General features: G+C 51.6%; 13 protein-coding genes and 1 riboswitch. All 13 genes read right to left on the reverse strand.

Features of this window, described 5'->3' with window-relative positions:
- Positions 1-3 precede the first annotated feature (3 nt).
- The 13 genes from purH to M3661_RS24885 all read right to left on the reverse strand — a co-directional run bounded on the left by purH (position 4) and on the right by M3661_RS24885 (position 15,313).
- Positions 4-1,551, reverse strand: a complete 1,548-nt coding sequence (gene purH, locus M3661_RS24825) for a bifunctional phosphoribosylaminoimidazolecarboxamide formyltransferase/IMP cyclohydrolase (protein ID WP_251489482.1) — start codon at positions 1,549-1,551, stop codon at positions 4-6.
- A 473-nt stretch (positions 1,552-2,024) separates the two neighbouring features.
- Positions 2,025-2,603, reverse strand: coding sequence for a phosphoribosylglycinamide formyltransferase (gene purN, locus M3661_RS24830; RefSeq protein WP_251489525.1), 579 nt, complete (start codon positions 2,601-2,603; stop codon positions 2,025-2,027).
- A 344-nt stretch (positions 2,604-2,947) separates the two neighbouring features.
- On the reverse strand, positions 2,948-3,988 hold the full coding sequence (gene purM / locus M3661_RS24835) for a phosphoribosylformylglycinamidine cyclo-ligase (RefSeq protein WP_251489484.1): 1,041 nt from the start codon (positions 3,986-3,988) through the stop codon (positions 2,948-2,950).
- A gap of 295 nt (positions 3,989-4,283) precedes the next feature.
- Positions 4,284-5,762: an amidophosphoribosyltransferase gene (gene purF, locus M3661_RS24840; RefSeq protein ID WP_251489486.1), complete on the reverse strand. Its 1,479-nt coding sequence runs from the start codon at positions 5,760-5,762 to the stop codon at positions 4,284-4,286.
- Complete coding sequence (gene purL, locus M3661_RS24845; RefSeq protein WP_251489527.1) at positions 5,747-7,987, reverse strand: phosphoribosylformylglycinamidine synthase subunit PurL; 2,241 nt, start codon at positions 7,985-7,987, stop codon at positions 5,747-5,749. Before purL ends, purF begins: the two co-directional genes overlap by 16 nt.
- A 76-nt stretch (positions 7,988-8,063) precedes the next feature.
- A complete protein-coding gene (gene purQ / locus M3661_RS24850) occupies positions 8,064-8,750 on the reverse strand; it encodes a phosphoribosylformylglycinamidine synthase subunit PurQ (protein ID WP_028532345.1) in 687 nt (228 codons plus the stop codon).
- A gap of 3 nt (positions 8,751-8,753) precedes the next feature.
- A complete protein-coding gene (purS, locus tag M3661_RS24855) occupies positions 8,754-8,996 on the reverse strand; it encodes a phosphoribosylformylglycinamidine synthase subunit PurS (RefSeq protein WP_021254988.1) in 243 nt (80 codons plus the stop codon).
- A 164-nt stretch (positions 8,997-9,160) separates the two neighbouring features.
- The gene (locus tag M3661_RS24860; RefSeq protein WP_251489488.1) at positions 9,161-10,291 is read right to left on the reverse strand and encodes a phosphoribosylaminoimidazolesuccinocarboxamide synthase; all 1,131 of its coding nucleotides are present in this window, start codon (positions 10,289-10,291) and stop codon (positions 9,161-9,163) included.
- A gap of 435 nt (positions 10,292-10,726) precedes the next feature.
- Positions 10,727-12,025: an adenylosuccinate lyase gene (purB, locus tag M3661_RS24865; protein WP_044353543.1), complete on the reverse strand. Its 1,299-nt coding sequence runs from the start codon at positions 12,023-12,025 to the stop codon at positions 10,727-10,729.
- Positions 12,018-13,235: a 5-(carboxyamino)imidazole ribonucleotide synthase gene (purK, locus tag M3661_RS24870; RefSeq protein WP_251489492.1), complete on the reverse strand. Its 1,218-nt coding sequence runs from the start codon at positions 13,233-13,235 to the stop codon at positions 12,018-12,020. The genes purB and purK overlap by 8 nt, the downstream gene beginning before the upstream one ends.
- Positions 13,232-13,717: a 5-(carboxyamino)imidazole ribonucleotide mutase gene (gene purE, locus M3661_RS24875; RefSeq protein ID WP_251489528.1), complete on the reverse strand. Its 486-nt coding sequence runs from the start codon at positions 13,715-13,717 to the stop codon at positions 13,232-13,234. The genes purK and purE overlap by 4 nt, the downstream gene beginning before the upstream one ends.
- A 229-nt stretch (positions 13,718-13,946) precedes the next feature.
- Positions 13,947-14,047, reverse strand: a riboswitch (purine riboswitch).
- A 502-nt stretch (positions 14,048-14,549) separates the two neighbouring features.
- Complete coding sequence (locus M3661_RS24880) at positions 14,550-14,984, reverse strand: universal stress protein (protein WP_021254993.1); 435 nt, start codon at positions 14,982-14,984, stop codon at positions 14,550-14,552.
- A 47-nt stretch (positions 14,985-15,031) separates the two neighbouring features.
- Positions 15,032-15,313: a DUF1294 domain-containing protein gene (locus tag M3661_RS24885; RefSeq protein ID WP_021254994.1), complete on the reverse strand. Its 282-nt coding sequence runs from the start codon at positions 15,311-15,313 to the stop codon at positions 15,032-15,034.
- Positions 15,314-15,500: the final 187 nt, after the last annotated feature.

Here is a 15,500-nt window from a genome sequence, read left to right on the forward strand (position 1 = left end):
TCCTTAGTGCTTAAAGTGACGTACGCCAGTCATCACCATGGCAATACCATGCTTATTTGCCACTTCAATGGATTCGCTGTCTCGAACTGAGCCTCCTGGCTGAATCACTGCCGTAATTCCAGCTTCTGCTGCCAAGGCCAGCGTATCGCCCATTGGGAAGAACGCATCGGATGCAAGTACAGCGCCGCGCGCCTTCTCACCGGCTTGTTCGATTGCGATGCGAGCTGCACCTACCCGGTTCATCTGTCCGGCACCTACACCAACCGTCATTCCATCCTTCACAAGGACAATCGCATTCGACTTCACATGCTTCACGACATTCCATCCGAACAACAGCTGTTCCATCTCCTCAGAGGATGGTTCACGTTCTGTTGCGACCTGTACACTGTCTGCTTTCAAGGAATGTAAATCAAGATCCTGCACAAGCACGCCACCATCCACTGTCGTCAGCTGCCGTGATGATACCCGCTCGTCTGGGGATGGAATTGTCCCTGTTTTCATCAGACGGATATTCTTCTTCTGTGCAAGCACCTCAAGCGCTTCTTCTGTAAAGCTAGGAGCGATGACAATTTCTAAAAATATTTCATGCAGCAAACGGGCTGTATCGCCATCGATTTCTCGGTTAGAGGCAACGATTCCGCCGAATATCGACGTTGGATCAGACTCATATGCCTTCTCATAAGCTTCCAGAACCGTAGCACCGATCCCTACGCCGCATGGATTCATATGCTTCACTGCAGCCACCGCAGGCGTACGGAACTCACTAACGATCGCAAGCGCCGCATTGGCATCGTTAATATTGTTGTAGGACAGCTCCTTGCCATGCAATTGCTCAGCTGTTGTAATACTGCCTGCGCCCGCCAATGGTCGGCGATAGAAGGCCGCATCCTGATGCGGATTCTCCCCGTAGCGAAGCGGCTGTGCCAGTTCATACGTCATACTCAATCGCTCCGGCCATTGCTCACCAACCTGCTCAGTCAAATATTCCGCAATGATGGAATCATAAGCTGCCGTATGGCGGAACACCTTTGCCGCAAGACGACGACGAGTCTCAATTGTCGTATCGCCACTAGCGCGAACTTCTGCGAGAACAGTCTCATAGTCCGCTGCATCGACGACAACCGTGACATCTGCATGATTTTTGGCAGCGGAGCGCAGCATTGTCGGGCCACCGATATCTATATTCTCAATCGCATCCTCATAGGACACGCCTTGCTTTGCGATCGTCTGCTGGAATGGATAGAGATTCACAACGACAAGATCAATCGTAGACAAGCCAAGCTCATCCAGCTGCTCCATATGAGCCGGATTGCCGCGCATCGCCAGCAGCCCGCTATGAACGGCGGGATGCAGCGTCTTGACTCGACCATCTAAAATTTCCGGGAACCCCGTCACATCCGATATCCCTGTAACCGGTACTTGCTCCTGCTCCAGCAAAGCTTTCGTTCCACCCGTGGAAATAATCTGCACACCCGCTTCCGTCAAGCTGCGCGCAAATGCAACTACGCCCGTCTTATCGGATACACTGATCAATGCTCTTTGAATCGCCATGTTGTCCTCTCCCCTGCTAAACTTTGGCATTTTAATTAAATATCATTGTAATGCGTTACCGTATGGAAGTCTATATCATGGCTCCCTGTTAAAAACGAACCTTATCTACCCGTCAGAATCTTCTACGCAAATATCTCAAATATCGATTAGGAGCCTATCGTCACAGTCTTGTCTCGCCAAGTACTTTCTCGAAATAACGGCAGAAGTATGTCCTTGTGCAATGGAAAATCCGATAAATTGTCTTTCAAATAGTGGACACAATATTGCAAGGAAGACACCTTTCCCTAAACCTTAACGAGCCCAATATATAGTTGGAATACAGCTCTAACCTCTACATGTAGACATATCTTCATCTGCAGCAATATAACCTTCTGTGTCCACATTAGCGTGGATATTTTCCCCATTTGTCCTCGAAGGAGATACAAATATGTTGTGCAGGCATTCTTGTATGATCATCGGTAGCATCGAAAAAATTAGCTGGTTGCAAGAAGCTCCGCAGAGAGGAGATTCTGCACCACTTGCGGGTACAGTTCGTGCTCAGCTTGCTGAATACGCGCTGACAAAGTATCCTCCGTATCATTAGTCAGGATGGCAACAACCTGCTGGGCCAATATTGGCCCTGTATCCATTCCTGCATCAACAAGATGTACCGTCACTCCCGTCACCTTCACGCCGTAATCCAATGCTTGGCGTACCGCGTGCATGCCCGGAAAGGCAGGCAGAAGCGAAGGATGGATATTGACCATGCGTCCTTCATAAGCTCGCAGCAATACGGGGGTTACAAGGCGCATATACCCTGCCAGCACAACCCAGTCAATGCGTTGCTTGTGCAGCAAGCGGAGAACGTCCTGCTCATAATCCTCACGAGAAGTATATTTCTTCGGTTCAAATATGGCGGTCTGCACGCCGCCCTGCTTCGCACGCTCAATGACGCGCGCCTGAGGCCTGTCGCATACGAGAAGGGCGATGTCGGCCTTCAGACGCTGCCCGCAAGCAGCCGCATCAACAAGCGCTTGAAAGTTCGAACCCGATCCAGAAGCAAACACGGCAATGCGTGGGAGATGCTGCTCTTTAGGCTGCTCTTTAGGCTGCTCTTTAGGCTGCTCTTTAGGCTCCGATTTGGCAATAACTTCGACTCTAGCTTCTGCGTTCCTGAGCGAGTTTGCATTTATGCTCGGTTGTGCATCAGCACATGTACTTCCATGAATCTTGCCCAGATCATCAGACGGCATCTCCTTTGTACGCAGCATACCATCACACATACCCTCGTTCGTACATTTATTCATAGCTTCATGCATTACTTCAGGATTACCTTCATACATACTTTTATGCATACTTTTATGCATACTTTTATGCATACTTTCTGGTACATCCTCGCTCCATTCCGATTGCCGCATTACAAGCCTACCCCCGGGATGTGAACTTGACGGCTTCCTTCCGTAACTCTTCCCATGCGATATACAGCCTCGCCGCTTTGTTCCAGACTGCGGATTGCGGTATTCGCTTCCTCTTCCCCAACAACGATCACCATGCCGATTCCCATATTGAACGTCGTGAACAATTCAGAAGCGGTAAGCTTGCCAATTTCCTTGCACCAAGTGAACACAGGATGAATCGGCCATGCCCCATACTCAATCTCAACAGACGTACCTTCAGGAAGCACACGCGGAATATTCTCTAAGAATCCCCCACCTGTAATATGAGCCGCACCCTTCACATTCACTTGCTTCATCAGCTCAAGCATGGAGCGCACATAAATGCGTGTCGGCGTAAGTAGTACCTCTCCAAGTGTACTGCTGCCATCAGGTGCTACATCTGTCAAACTCAGTCCGCCTTGTTCAAGCAACAACTTGCGGACGAGTGAGAAGCCATTGCTGTGCAGTCCACTCGAAGCAAGACCTAGCACAACGTCGCCAGGGCGAAGCGATTCACCGGTAATGATTCGGCTCTTATCTACGACACCTACGCTGAAGCCAGCAATATCGTACTCATCTGCCGAATACATACCTGGCATTTCAGCCGTTTCACCACCGATTAGAGCGCAGCCCGACTGTGTGCAGCCTTCCGCAATACCGCTCACAATCGCTTCAATTTGCTCTGGAACGACCTTCCCGCAGGCCAAGTAATCAAGGAAGAATAACGGTTCTGCACCTTGGACGACAATATCATTCACACACATCGCCACAGCATCAATGCCGATCGTGTCATGCTTATCAAGCGCGAACGCCAGCTTCAGCTTCGTTCCCACTCCGTCCGTACCTGATACAAGAACCGGTTCTTTGTAACGCTGAATATCCAGTTGGAACAAAGCTCCGAATCCACCCAAATCGGTTAGCACTCCTGGCGTAAATGTGCGGCGCACATGCTTCTTCATTCGTTGGACCGCTTCATTCCCTGCCGCAATATCGACACCCGCTTGTTTGTAGGCTTCTGACATGATCGTGCGTCTCCTCTCTCCCTGTAAGCAGGACAGGAATGCATCCTGCATTCCCGTCCGTCATCGTTAATGTGAAATGAATAAAATCTTGAAATCTCAAATTAATCAAAGTGTATACGTTACGAATCTCGGCCCAGCAGGCGACATCCCACAGCCCGAGCGATCACTTGGCAATCATTTAGAAATCATTTAGAAATCATTTAGAAATCATTTAGAAATCACTTGGCAATCACATTTTGCAATCATTTAGATATCACTTTGCAATCGCTAGAAATCACTTGGCAGCCTCTCACACTCAACAGCCACAGCCTGAGCGTTCATTGCCCGTCCCTGCTGCTGCAGGGTCTGTATATAAATTCGTTGGATAGTCCTTATCGAAGCAGGCTAAGCACAGCCCTCCGTTGGATTCATTCACAAATGCCCCACCAATTGCACCAATCATGCCGTCTTGGCTCAGAAAAGCAAGGGAGTCCGCCCCCACCAGTTCACACATCTCTTCCACCGTGTGCGATGACGCAATCAAGTCCTCGCTGTTCGGCGTATCGATTCCGTAGAAGCACGGATGCTTGAACGGTGGCGAAGCGATGCGCAGATGAACCTCCAAAGCCCCCGCTTCGCGCAGCATGCGCACAATTCGGCGTGATGTCGTGCCCCGCACGACCGAATCGTCGATTAGAACGACCCGTTTGCCCTCTACGACACTGCGCACCGCACTTAGCTTCATCTTCACACCCTGCTCGCGCAATGCTTGGCTCGGCTGAATAAACGTCCGGCCCGTATACTTACTCTTAATCAAGCCCATCTCATAGGGAATTCCCGTCAGCTCTGCGTATCCAATAGCAGCCGATATACTAGAATCCGGCACACCACTTACGATATCCGCCTCTACGAACGATTCCCTCGCAAGCTGCATGCCCATTTGTTTGCGTGCAGTATGCAGATTGACATCATGCAGCTGGCTATCTGGCCTTGAGAAGTAGATGAACTCCATCGCGCATAATGCGCGGCGTTGAAGCGGTGCGAACCGTTCCGAACGATGACCGAGCGCATCTACGATGAGCAGTTCCCCCGGCTCCAAGGAACGAACTAATTCCGCACCAACCGCTTCAAGTGCACATGTCTCCGAGGCAAATACATAACTGTCGCCCAGCCTGCCAAGCACAAGCGGCCGGAGGCCATTCGGATCGGATGCGGCAAGCAGCTTGTCGTTCGTCATAATGAGGAAGGCGAAGCCTCCAACCAGCTCACGAAGCGCCTCCTTCGCCGCACGAACGACGTCGTGCTCCGAGCGAGCGATAAGATGAGCAATCACCTCGGTATCACTCGTCGTCTGGAAAATAGAGCCTTTCTTCTCCAACTCGCGGCGAATTGCAGGAGCGTTGACGATATTCCCGTTCGTCGCAACTGCAAGATCCCCATCGCGTGTCTTGAAGACGAGTGGCTGGGCATTTGCCAGGCGGCTGTCGCCGGACGTTGAATAACGTACATGGCCGATCGCCCGATCACCGCGCATATCCTGCAATCGCTCGGCATCGAACACTTCCTTCACAAGACCCATTGCACGATGATAGTGGAAGGAATGACCGTCGGACGTACACATGCCTGCACTTTCCTCGCCACGATGTTGGAGCGTGTGCAGCCCGTAATACACCATCGAAGCCGCCTCTTCATAACCAAACACACCGAATACCCCGCACTCTTCCTTCAGGCGGTCAAATGGACCATCCTTGCCGCTGCCCTCATTGTAGTAAGCCCCTGTTACTTCATGAGACATGGAATCGCATCCTTCCATACCTGTTCTGCTTGTTGCCAAGGCATATCCAAAGCATCCGTTCCATCAACCCGAACGTGGATCTGTTCACCTCCGACTGTACCGATGCCCTCTACCGGAACTCCTGCTTCCGAGCAGCGAGCCTTCACTTCTTCCAACTGCTCCGCACGTACCGACAGCAGGATACGGGATTGGCTCTCGCTGAACAGTGCGATATCCGTACGCAGTCCTTCTGCACTTAGATCAAGCGTCGCACCGATATGACCACTGATGCAGCTCTCCGCAAGCGCAGCCGCGAGACCTCCGTCCGATACATCATGTGCAGACTGCACAAGTCCTGCTTGAATCAGGCTCAACACGGTCTTCAGCAAGCTTGATTCTGCATCCAGATCGAGCTGCGGAGGACGACCTTCTACCGCGCCGTGCACAATGGCTTGGAATTCACTTCCGCCAAGCTCTGCCTTCGTGCGACCCAGAAGCAGTACTGCATCTCCCGCCTGCTTGAAGGCTTGTGTCGTAATGTGCTTCGTATCATGAACGAGACCGACCATGCCAACGACTGGCGTTGGATAGATGGCTCCCTTTGCATTTTCGTTATACAAGCTTACGTTTCCGCCGATAACCGGCGTATTCATCACACGGCATGCTTCAGCCATGCCATCAACAGCCTGTTCCATCTGCCAGAAGTTCTCCGGTTTCTCCGGATTGCCGAAGTTCAGGTTATCCGTAATTGCCAGCGGCTCTGCACCGGAGCATACAATATTGCGCGCTGCCTCACAGACCGCAATGCGGCCTCCCATGAATGGATCAAGCATCACATAGCGGCCATTGCAATCCGTCGTCATCGCGAGCGCTTTGTTCGTTCCGCGCACAAGCACGACTGCCGCATCCGAGCCTGGTGCCGCTGCTGTGCTCGTGCGAACCATCGTGTCATACTGGCGATATACCCATTCCTTGCTTGCCACAGATGGTGAGCCAAGCACCTTCAATAGCGCTCCGTTCAGTGCTTCAACCCCGCTTACTTCTGGGTAAGCCGTTGTGTCCACGGAAGCGTTAGCCTCATAGTAAGCAGGTACAGCAGAGGGCTTATTATAAATCGGACATTCATCCACAAGTCCGTTAACCGGCATATCACCGACAACCTCGCCACCATACAGCAGGCGCAGGCGCCCATCGTCTGTAACGCGGCCAACCTTGCGGCAAATAACGCCCCAACGTTCAAAGATTTCCATCGCAATTGGCTCGTTATGCTCTTCAATAACGAACAGCATGCGCTCCTGCGATTCGGACAGCATCATTTCATAAGGTGTCATGCCAAATTCACGCTGCGGCACCTCGTTCAAGTCGAGCTCAAGCCCGTTGCCTGCCTTGCTCGCCATCTCCGCGCTCGAACAAGTTAGACCAGCCGCCCCCATATCCTGAATCCCGATCACGATGCCGGAAGCGATCAGTTCCAAGCATGACTCCATAACCAGCTTCTCCATGAACGGGTCGCCAACCTGTACCGCCGGACGCTTCGCTTCCGATTGCTCTGTCAGCTCCTCCGATGCGAATGTCGCACCGTGAATGCCATCGCGGCCTGTCGGTGGCCCAACATAATACACAGGATTGCCAATGCCGCTCGCCACGCCCTTCTGGATATCTTTGTGGTCGATCAGCCCAACGCACATCGCGTTAACGAGTGGATTGCCTGCATAGCTGTCATCGAAGACGACCTCGCCGCCCACCGTCGGAATGCCGATGCAGTTGCCATAGCCAGCGATGCCTGATACAACATGCTCGAATAAATACTTCACCCGCTCATCCTGCAAGCTGCCGAAGCGCAGCGAATTAAGCAAAGCAACCGGACGCGCGCCCATCGAGAAAATATCGCGAATAATACCGCCTACTCCCGTAGCCGCACCTTGAAACGGTTCGATGGCAGAGGGATGGTTATGGCTCTCGATTTTGAATACAACCGCTTGTTCGTCCCCAATGTCGACAATGCCCGCTCCTTCGCCCGGACCAACCAGTACACGGTCGCCTGAAGTCGGGAATCGCTTGAGCAGCGGCTTCGAGTTTTTATAAGCACAATGCTCAGACCACATGACACTGAACACACCGATTTCGGTATAATTCGGCTTCCGGCCGAGCAGCTCGCATATGCGTGCATACTCTTCTTCCGTTACGCCCATTGTCCGGTACAGCTTCTGCTCCTCAATCTGCTCAGCAGTCGGTTCCTGCTTCATATGGCGAAGTCCTTCAGCAAGGGATTGTTCCTTCTGCTTCGCGCTGCGTGCTGCCGCCTGTTCTTGTTCCATCGTATTAGTGAGCGTTGACTGCATGTTGTTCCCTCCAAGCTTGTAAAATGGATGTAAACAAGCGAACGCCATCCGCTGAGCCCAGCAGTTCGCTAACCGCACGCTCGGGATGAGGCATCATGCCGAGCACGTTGCCAGCCTCGTTGCAAATACCAGCTATATGTTCAAGTGAACCGTTCGGGTTCTGCTCATACGTAAATACAATTTGATTGCCTTGCTTCAGCTTCGCCAGCGTTGCCTCATCGCAATAATAGTTGCCCTCGCCATGCGCGATTGGGATGTTCAGAATGTCGCCCTCGACATAATCCCGTGTGAACGGCAAATCTGCACGAGTTACTCGAATTGGGGCAGCGTGACATCGGAACTTCAGCCCTTCGTTTCTCCGCAGTGTCCCTGGAAGCAATCCCGCTTCCGTCAAAATTTGAAATCCGTTGCATATCCCAAGCACATAAGTGCCTGTCTCAGCAGCCTTAGCGACCGCCTTCATAACAGGAGCGAATCTGGCAATCGCTCCACTGCGCAAATAATCACCATACGAGAAGCCACCTGGAATGACGATAAGGTCATATCCGGTTACATCCTGCTCCGTATGCCATACCCGATCCACTTCGACATTCAGCGTATCTTGTATGGCATGGACACAATCTAGGTCACAATTCGATCCGGGAAATACGAGCACCGCTGCCTTCATCGCCTATTCCTCCAACTCGTACCGATAGTCTTCAACGACTGGATTCGCCAGCAGCTTCTCGCACATTTGCTCCACCTGCGCCGACGCCTGCTCGCGATCTTCCGTGTTGATATTGAACTCCATATATTTGCCGATGCGCACTTGCTCCACACCGCTGTATCCCATCGTGTGCACCGCCTGCTCCACTGCAGCCCCTTGCGGATCCAATACGCCTGCCTTAGTCGTTACGAAAACCTTCACCTTCATCCCTTTTTCCTCCCCATCAGTCCATACTGTCATGAAATTTGAACAATCTACAAAACTGTAATGAATACGATTCATAAAACAACGACCAAACCAGTCAGCGTTTGACGATCCTCCATAAAACTAGAACATTCAACAAAACGTTAAAACATTTATAAAACGGAAGATCATTCAGGCCATGCTTGCTCTGTAATGCGCTCATACAACTCGATATAGCGGCGGCGCGTAGCTTCTACTACCTGCTCTGGCAATACTGGCGGCGCCCCACATTTATCCCAACCGCTTGCAGCCAAGTAGCGTCTTACTGGTTCCTTATCCAAGCTATCGATATCCTGATCCAGCACATACTGATCGATCGACCAGAAGCGCGATGAATCCGGGGTGAACAACTCATCAATGAGTACAAGTTCTCCGTCAATAGTTCCAAATTCAAATTTGCAATCGGCGAGCAAAATGCCCTTGGATGCGCATATTTCAGCCGCATACGTATACAGCTCGATGCTGACCTGACGCAGCTGCTGCGCAAGATCTGCTCCCAAATCCTCGCACATAACCGCGAACGGCACATCTTCATCATGTCCCTCATCATGCTTGCGGGACGGTGTAAAAATCGGCTCCGGCAGCTTCTCATTCATGCGGAGGCCAGCAGGAAGCTCAATTCCGTTGACAGATTGGTTGGCCGTATACTGCCTCCAACCGCCGCCGGTAATATAGCCTCTTACGACGCATTCAAAGTCAATGCGCTTTGCTCGGCGAGCAATTGTCATTCGATCTTGTAGGGAACTTAATATTGCGGATAAATCCTGGGGTTCGAGATGTTCATCTCGGCGATTCAAGCTTTCTGTATTTCGCTCAGCTTGATGCAAAGCCGTGTCATGCCGTTGTATTTCTGGATGTGATTCTGGGTGTGTATTCTGGTGTTGGTCTTGGTGAGAATTCTCGCTGTCCTGATGTGAATCATGACAACAATGCATATCATCAGCTGAATGTATGCTGCTACGGTATTGCTCCAAGCGCTTCTCCTGAGTCTGCTTCAGAAGCCCTTCATCGAATGGAACCACATGGTTCGCAATGACATGCTTCGTCTGCTCGAACCAGAATTGGCTCAGCCTGTTCAATACCTCTCCTTTGCCGGGAACCTCCGGCTTCAATACGGCGTCGAATGCAGAGATTCGATCCGATACAACAATTAATAAATGGTCTGGGTCCAGTTCATACAGCTCGCGCACTTTCCCACGATGGAGAAGCGGCAGCGGAACGATGTCAGTCTCAGTCGCAAATTGAGTGTTTGTAGACATCTCCTGTGCTCCTTTCGGCATTACGCCCATTTAGTCAAAAGCGCGTGTTCAAATCAACCCGCCCACATTATCTACGGATAGAATCAAACAACCTTTAAAAGGAACCCTCCCATATATCGCACCCGCTGCAGCAGTCTCTTCCGATCGTGGTTGGAGGGAAGGAAGAGACCGCCTGCATTCGGCTGTCAGGGTGACAGCCTACGGGAGCTGCCTACACGTCATCTTAGGGGGACGCGTAGGAATCAAGCTCATCATTCAATTGTGTACTAGATAATGTTAGTCTCGCTAGGGACGCAAGTGCTGGCTGCCAGTCGTACAGGTCACGACTGATAGTTCAAGGCAGCTTGGAAGTTTGCTACTCACCACACTGCAATTTCGCTCTAACCAGCAACCTTGCTGCTAACCGCTACTATCTGCTTCTTCCTGCTGCAAGCCTTAATCAAGCAAGCCTACTTGGCGGAAGATCGTATCTACATTTTTCAAATGCCATGCAGGATTGAACGCATCCGCGATCTCTTCCGCACTAAGAACAGCCGTAATCTCCGGTGTGCTCTCAATAATGTCGCGGAAGCTGCGCTGCTCTTCCCATGCCTGCATCGCACGAGGCTGTACCGTGTCGTAAGCCTGTTCACGCGCCCAGCCCTTGTCGATCAGCTTCGTCATGACGCGGCCGGAGAACGGAACATCGAAGGTGCGCTGCATATTGCGCTTCATATTCTCTGGGAACACCGTCAAGTTCTTTACAATGTTCATGAAGCGGTTCAGCATGTAGTTCAACAGCATCGTCGCATCCGGTAGGATGATACGTTCTACCGAGCTGTGCGAAATATCGCGCTCATGCCAGAGCGGCACATCCTCATAAGCGGTCAGCATATATCCGCGCATTACGCGGGACAAGCCGGAAATATTCTCGCAGCCAATCGGATTGCGCTTGTGCGGCATTGCCGATGAGCCCTTCTGCCCCTTCGCAAATGCTTCTTCCACTTCGCGGAACTCACTCTTCTGCAAAGCACGAATCTCAGTAGCGAACTTATCAAGCGATGTCGCGATAAGTGCAAGTGATGCCATGTACTCCGCATGACGGTCACGCTGCAGCGTCTGCGTTGAAATCGGCGCTGGCTTCGTACCAAGCTTCGCGCATACGAACTTCTCTACAGATGGGTCAATATTCGCATATGTCCCAACTGCACCGGACATTTTGCCGAACTCTACACCTTCCGCTGCGCGGCGGAAACGCTCTAAGTTGCGGAGCATTTCTGCATACCATAGTGCCATCTTCAGTCCGAATGTTGTCGGTTCTGCATGCACACCGTGCGTACGACCCATCATTGGCGTATCTTTATATTCAAGTGCTTTATTTTTCAAAATCTCGATGAAATTCAGCAAGTCGCGATCTATAATCTCATTCGCCTGCTTCATCAAATAGCCAAGCGCCGTATCCACGACGTCCGTTGACGTTAAGCCGTAGTGAACCCATTTCCGCTCTTCGCCCAGCGTCTCAGATACTGCGCGAGTGAAAGCGATCACGTCGTGGCGCGTTTCTGCCTCAATCTCATAGATCCGTTCGATATCGAAGCTTGCATGCTCGCGGAGCTTCTTCACGTCTTCATGCGGGATGACACCAAGATCAGCCCATGCTTCACACGCACACAACTCCACTTCAAGCCAAGCTTTAAATTTATTCTCTTCCGTCCAAATCGCCCGCATCTCCGGGCGCGAATACCGTTCAATCATCGTTTGCATTCCTCCACAAGTCCGTTAAATTCATCCATTCGAGCGCAGTAGCGATGTCCGGCCCTAGTATGTTAATATGCCCCATCTTGCGCTTCGTCTTCGCTTCCGACTTGCCGTACCAGTGCAGCTTCGGCGTCACGCCAAGGCGGCTGGCTGCCGGATCGTCAGCACGGAACCATTGTACCATGTCCAATGCGTCTTCGCCGAGCAAGTTCACCATAACAACAGGGGTATGGAGCTCTGTACTGCCAAGCGGCAAGTTGCATATCGCGCGAAGATGCTGCTCGAACTGAGAGGTGCGGCAGGCATCCATCGTGTAGTGTCCCGAATTGTGAGGGCGTGGTGCGAGCTCATTCACAAGCAGGCGGCCGTCAGCGGTCAGAAACATCTCAACAGCAATGAGGCCAACGACATCCAGCGCCTCGGCAATACGGCGCGCAAGCCGCTCTGCTTCCTCCTGTATGTGCTGCGGAATGCGTGCAGGCACAATGGACATGTGCAGAATGTGATGCCGATGAATGTTTTCCGCAACTGGGAACACAGCGATCTCGCCGCGCGGGCTGCGTGCCGCAATGACGGACAGCTCCAGCTCGAACGGAATGAATTCCTCCAGTACGAGCTCTGAGGTGAGAGCGGCAAGCGCCTCATAAGCCCCTTCCGCCTCGTCTGGGTGGCGAATGATACGCTGGCCCTTGCCATCGTATCCGCCGATTGCTGTCTTCAGCACACCTGCCCCGCCGAACGCTTCCAGCCTCTGTTGAATCTCAGCAGCGGAAGCTACGGCTGCATATGGCGCCACCGGTACGTTCGCGGCGGTGAGAGCTTCCTTCTCCCGCAAGCGATGCTGCGTAATGCGCAGCAGATGGCTGCCCTGCGGCGCGTATGCTTCCCGCTCCAGTCGCTCCACCACTTCAGCCGATACATTCTCGAACTCGTATGTGACAACATCCGCACGCTGGCCTAACTCGTGTGCAGCGTCAGCATCGTCATAAGCGGCTGTAATCATCTCGGCAGCAGCACCGCAAGGCGCGTCCTGCGCTGGATCGAGCGCTATGAAGCGATAGCCCATGCGCACGCCTTCAAGCGCCAGCATGCGGCCCAATTGGCCGCCGCCCAGCACGCCAATCGTTGCACCGGGAACAAGCACCGGTGCGTCCGCCCGGCTCGGGCGCTCTTGCGGCAGCGTGCGGCCGTTCACAGGCGCGCTCATTCGAGCGCCCCCGTGTCCTGCACCTGCTGCCGAATCGCTTCCCTGCGCGCCGCGATGCGCGCGCGCAGCACTTCATCGTGCATGCCGAGCATCTGCACGGCCAGCAGCCCGGCGTTCGTCGCGCCCGCCGGTCCAATCGCGACGGTCGCCACAGGTACGCCCGCCGGCATCTGCACGATGGACAGAAGTGAGTCCATCCCGTTCAGATGCGATGACTTCACCGGTACGCCGATAACCGGCAGTACCGTCTTCGACGCTACCATGCCCGGCAGATGCGCAGCACCGCCTGCTCCGGCAATAATGACACGGATTCCTCTTGCCTCCGCCGTCTCGGCATAGCGGAACATCTCGTCTGGCGTACGGTGTGCGGACACTACCTGTTTCTCATAAGCAACGCCCATCTCCTCCAGCACTTCGCACGCCTTCTTCATCGTATCCCAATCGGACTTGCTTCCCATAATGACGCCTACTACCGGCACAATGCCTTGTTCGTGACTCGCTGTGTTCACCATCGCAACCCCCCGCTTTCGACAATGTCCAACCTGACCACTACTACATAACAAAAAAAACGTTCAGGAGTTCCCCCTGAACGTATCATCGACTAAGTATACGGAATGAGCAAACAAGCGGATTTCTTCCGCTCTGGGCAGAATGATCAGGCTCCCATCAAGCCCCGACATCTGTCGGCGACGTGAAAAAGCGAGAACAGTCTTGCCTGTTCGTCATTCCCGTAGTCCAAAAATTTACGGTTCTTGGGTAGAAACTTCCGGCCATATTCCCGGAATTATACGAGAAACAATATTCGCTTATCCATCTTGTGCCTACAGTTTAACAAGGCTTAACATAGCGTGTCAACAACAAAATGCGAATAATAAATAATAAATTATAGTTAATGTTCGTTTATTGGCGATTTCCACATTGTTAGCATCATTAAATATTCAGAATCCTTGATTATTCCCGATTTTTATGATTGGATTTATGATTAATTTAATGATTCGATTAATAATTAAATTTATAATTAGACTTACCGTCCAACTAAAAAAGCCAACAGCAGGATACACTCCTACTGTTGGCTTCTCTCTCTCGTTTACTTATTTATACTTTTCTTTCAAATTTGCTATCATTTACTGATGCTTACACTTATGCTTTCACCTATGTTTTCATATGCTAACAATGATACTCACTCACATTTATACGTTCACATTCAACTTCACTTTTCGCCTTACTTTTCCTATTTCGAGATCAACACGATCATATACCTCTTGCTTGCCTACTTGCCTCTACAAGATCATGTACGACCGACAGGCCAATGCATCATTTAATGACCAATACCGGGACCTTTGCATGCTGCACAACATGATGGCTGACACTGCCAAGCACGAATTCCTTCAACCCGCTCAAGCCGCGGCTTCCGATAATAACAAGATCCGCATTGAACTCATCTGCCTCATCAATAATTGCTTGACCAGGAGGGCCTTGCTGAAGGACAACCGTCGCTCGTTCGCCAAGCGCTGCAACCTTGCCCTCTGCTTCCTGCTGTAAACGCTCTGCGTATTCGTACAGCTCCTCGTTTGTCTCCGCTGAAGCAGTAGCATAAGCCGTACCAACAAAATATTGCGGGAACTGAAATACATGCACGACGCGTACTTGAGACTGCTCGCTTGCTTCCGCGAGTCCTACCGCGTGCTGTAAAGCCTTGCGGGACGGTTCCGATCCATCATATGCGACAAGAATGCGTTGAAATTTCATAACTCCCACCACACTTCCCCATAATTTACTAGTGCTGTGCTTATTATTTAACCAAACCGCAGCAAAATAAAACCAAACACAAAAATATTCACCAGCAATATAAACGGCACGCCTGCTGTAAAGGTAACATGCTGTGTCTTATGGCGCTTGTTATACATCGCTGTCAACACGCCTAGCGCACCGCCAAGCCAAGCTGACAAGAACAGCTTCCGTTCCGGAATACGGCGGCGATGCCTCTGTGCCCGCTGCTTATCCACAACCATCATTTGATATCCAACTACATTTATGATGAGTAAATAAATGAATACGATCCAAGTCCAATCTTTCACCCTATGTAACAGCCCCTTTCTCTCCCTATTATACAATGAGGCTATTCCAAAAGTATCGTGATTGGTCGCATTCACCGGCTCAGATTCCATACTCAGACGTTCTTTTTACCCGGGTACAGGCAACATTCGCGGATCCTAATGTGCTTCTGCTTCGTTCACGCAACATAACCGTTCACGATACCGTTAA

The organism is Paenibacillus sp. MER 180, assembly GCF_023713665.1.
Lineage (GTDB): Bacteria > Bacillota > Bacilli > Paenibacillales > Paenibacillaceae > Paenibacillus_B > Paenibacillus_B suaedae.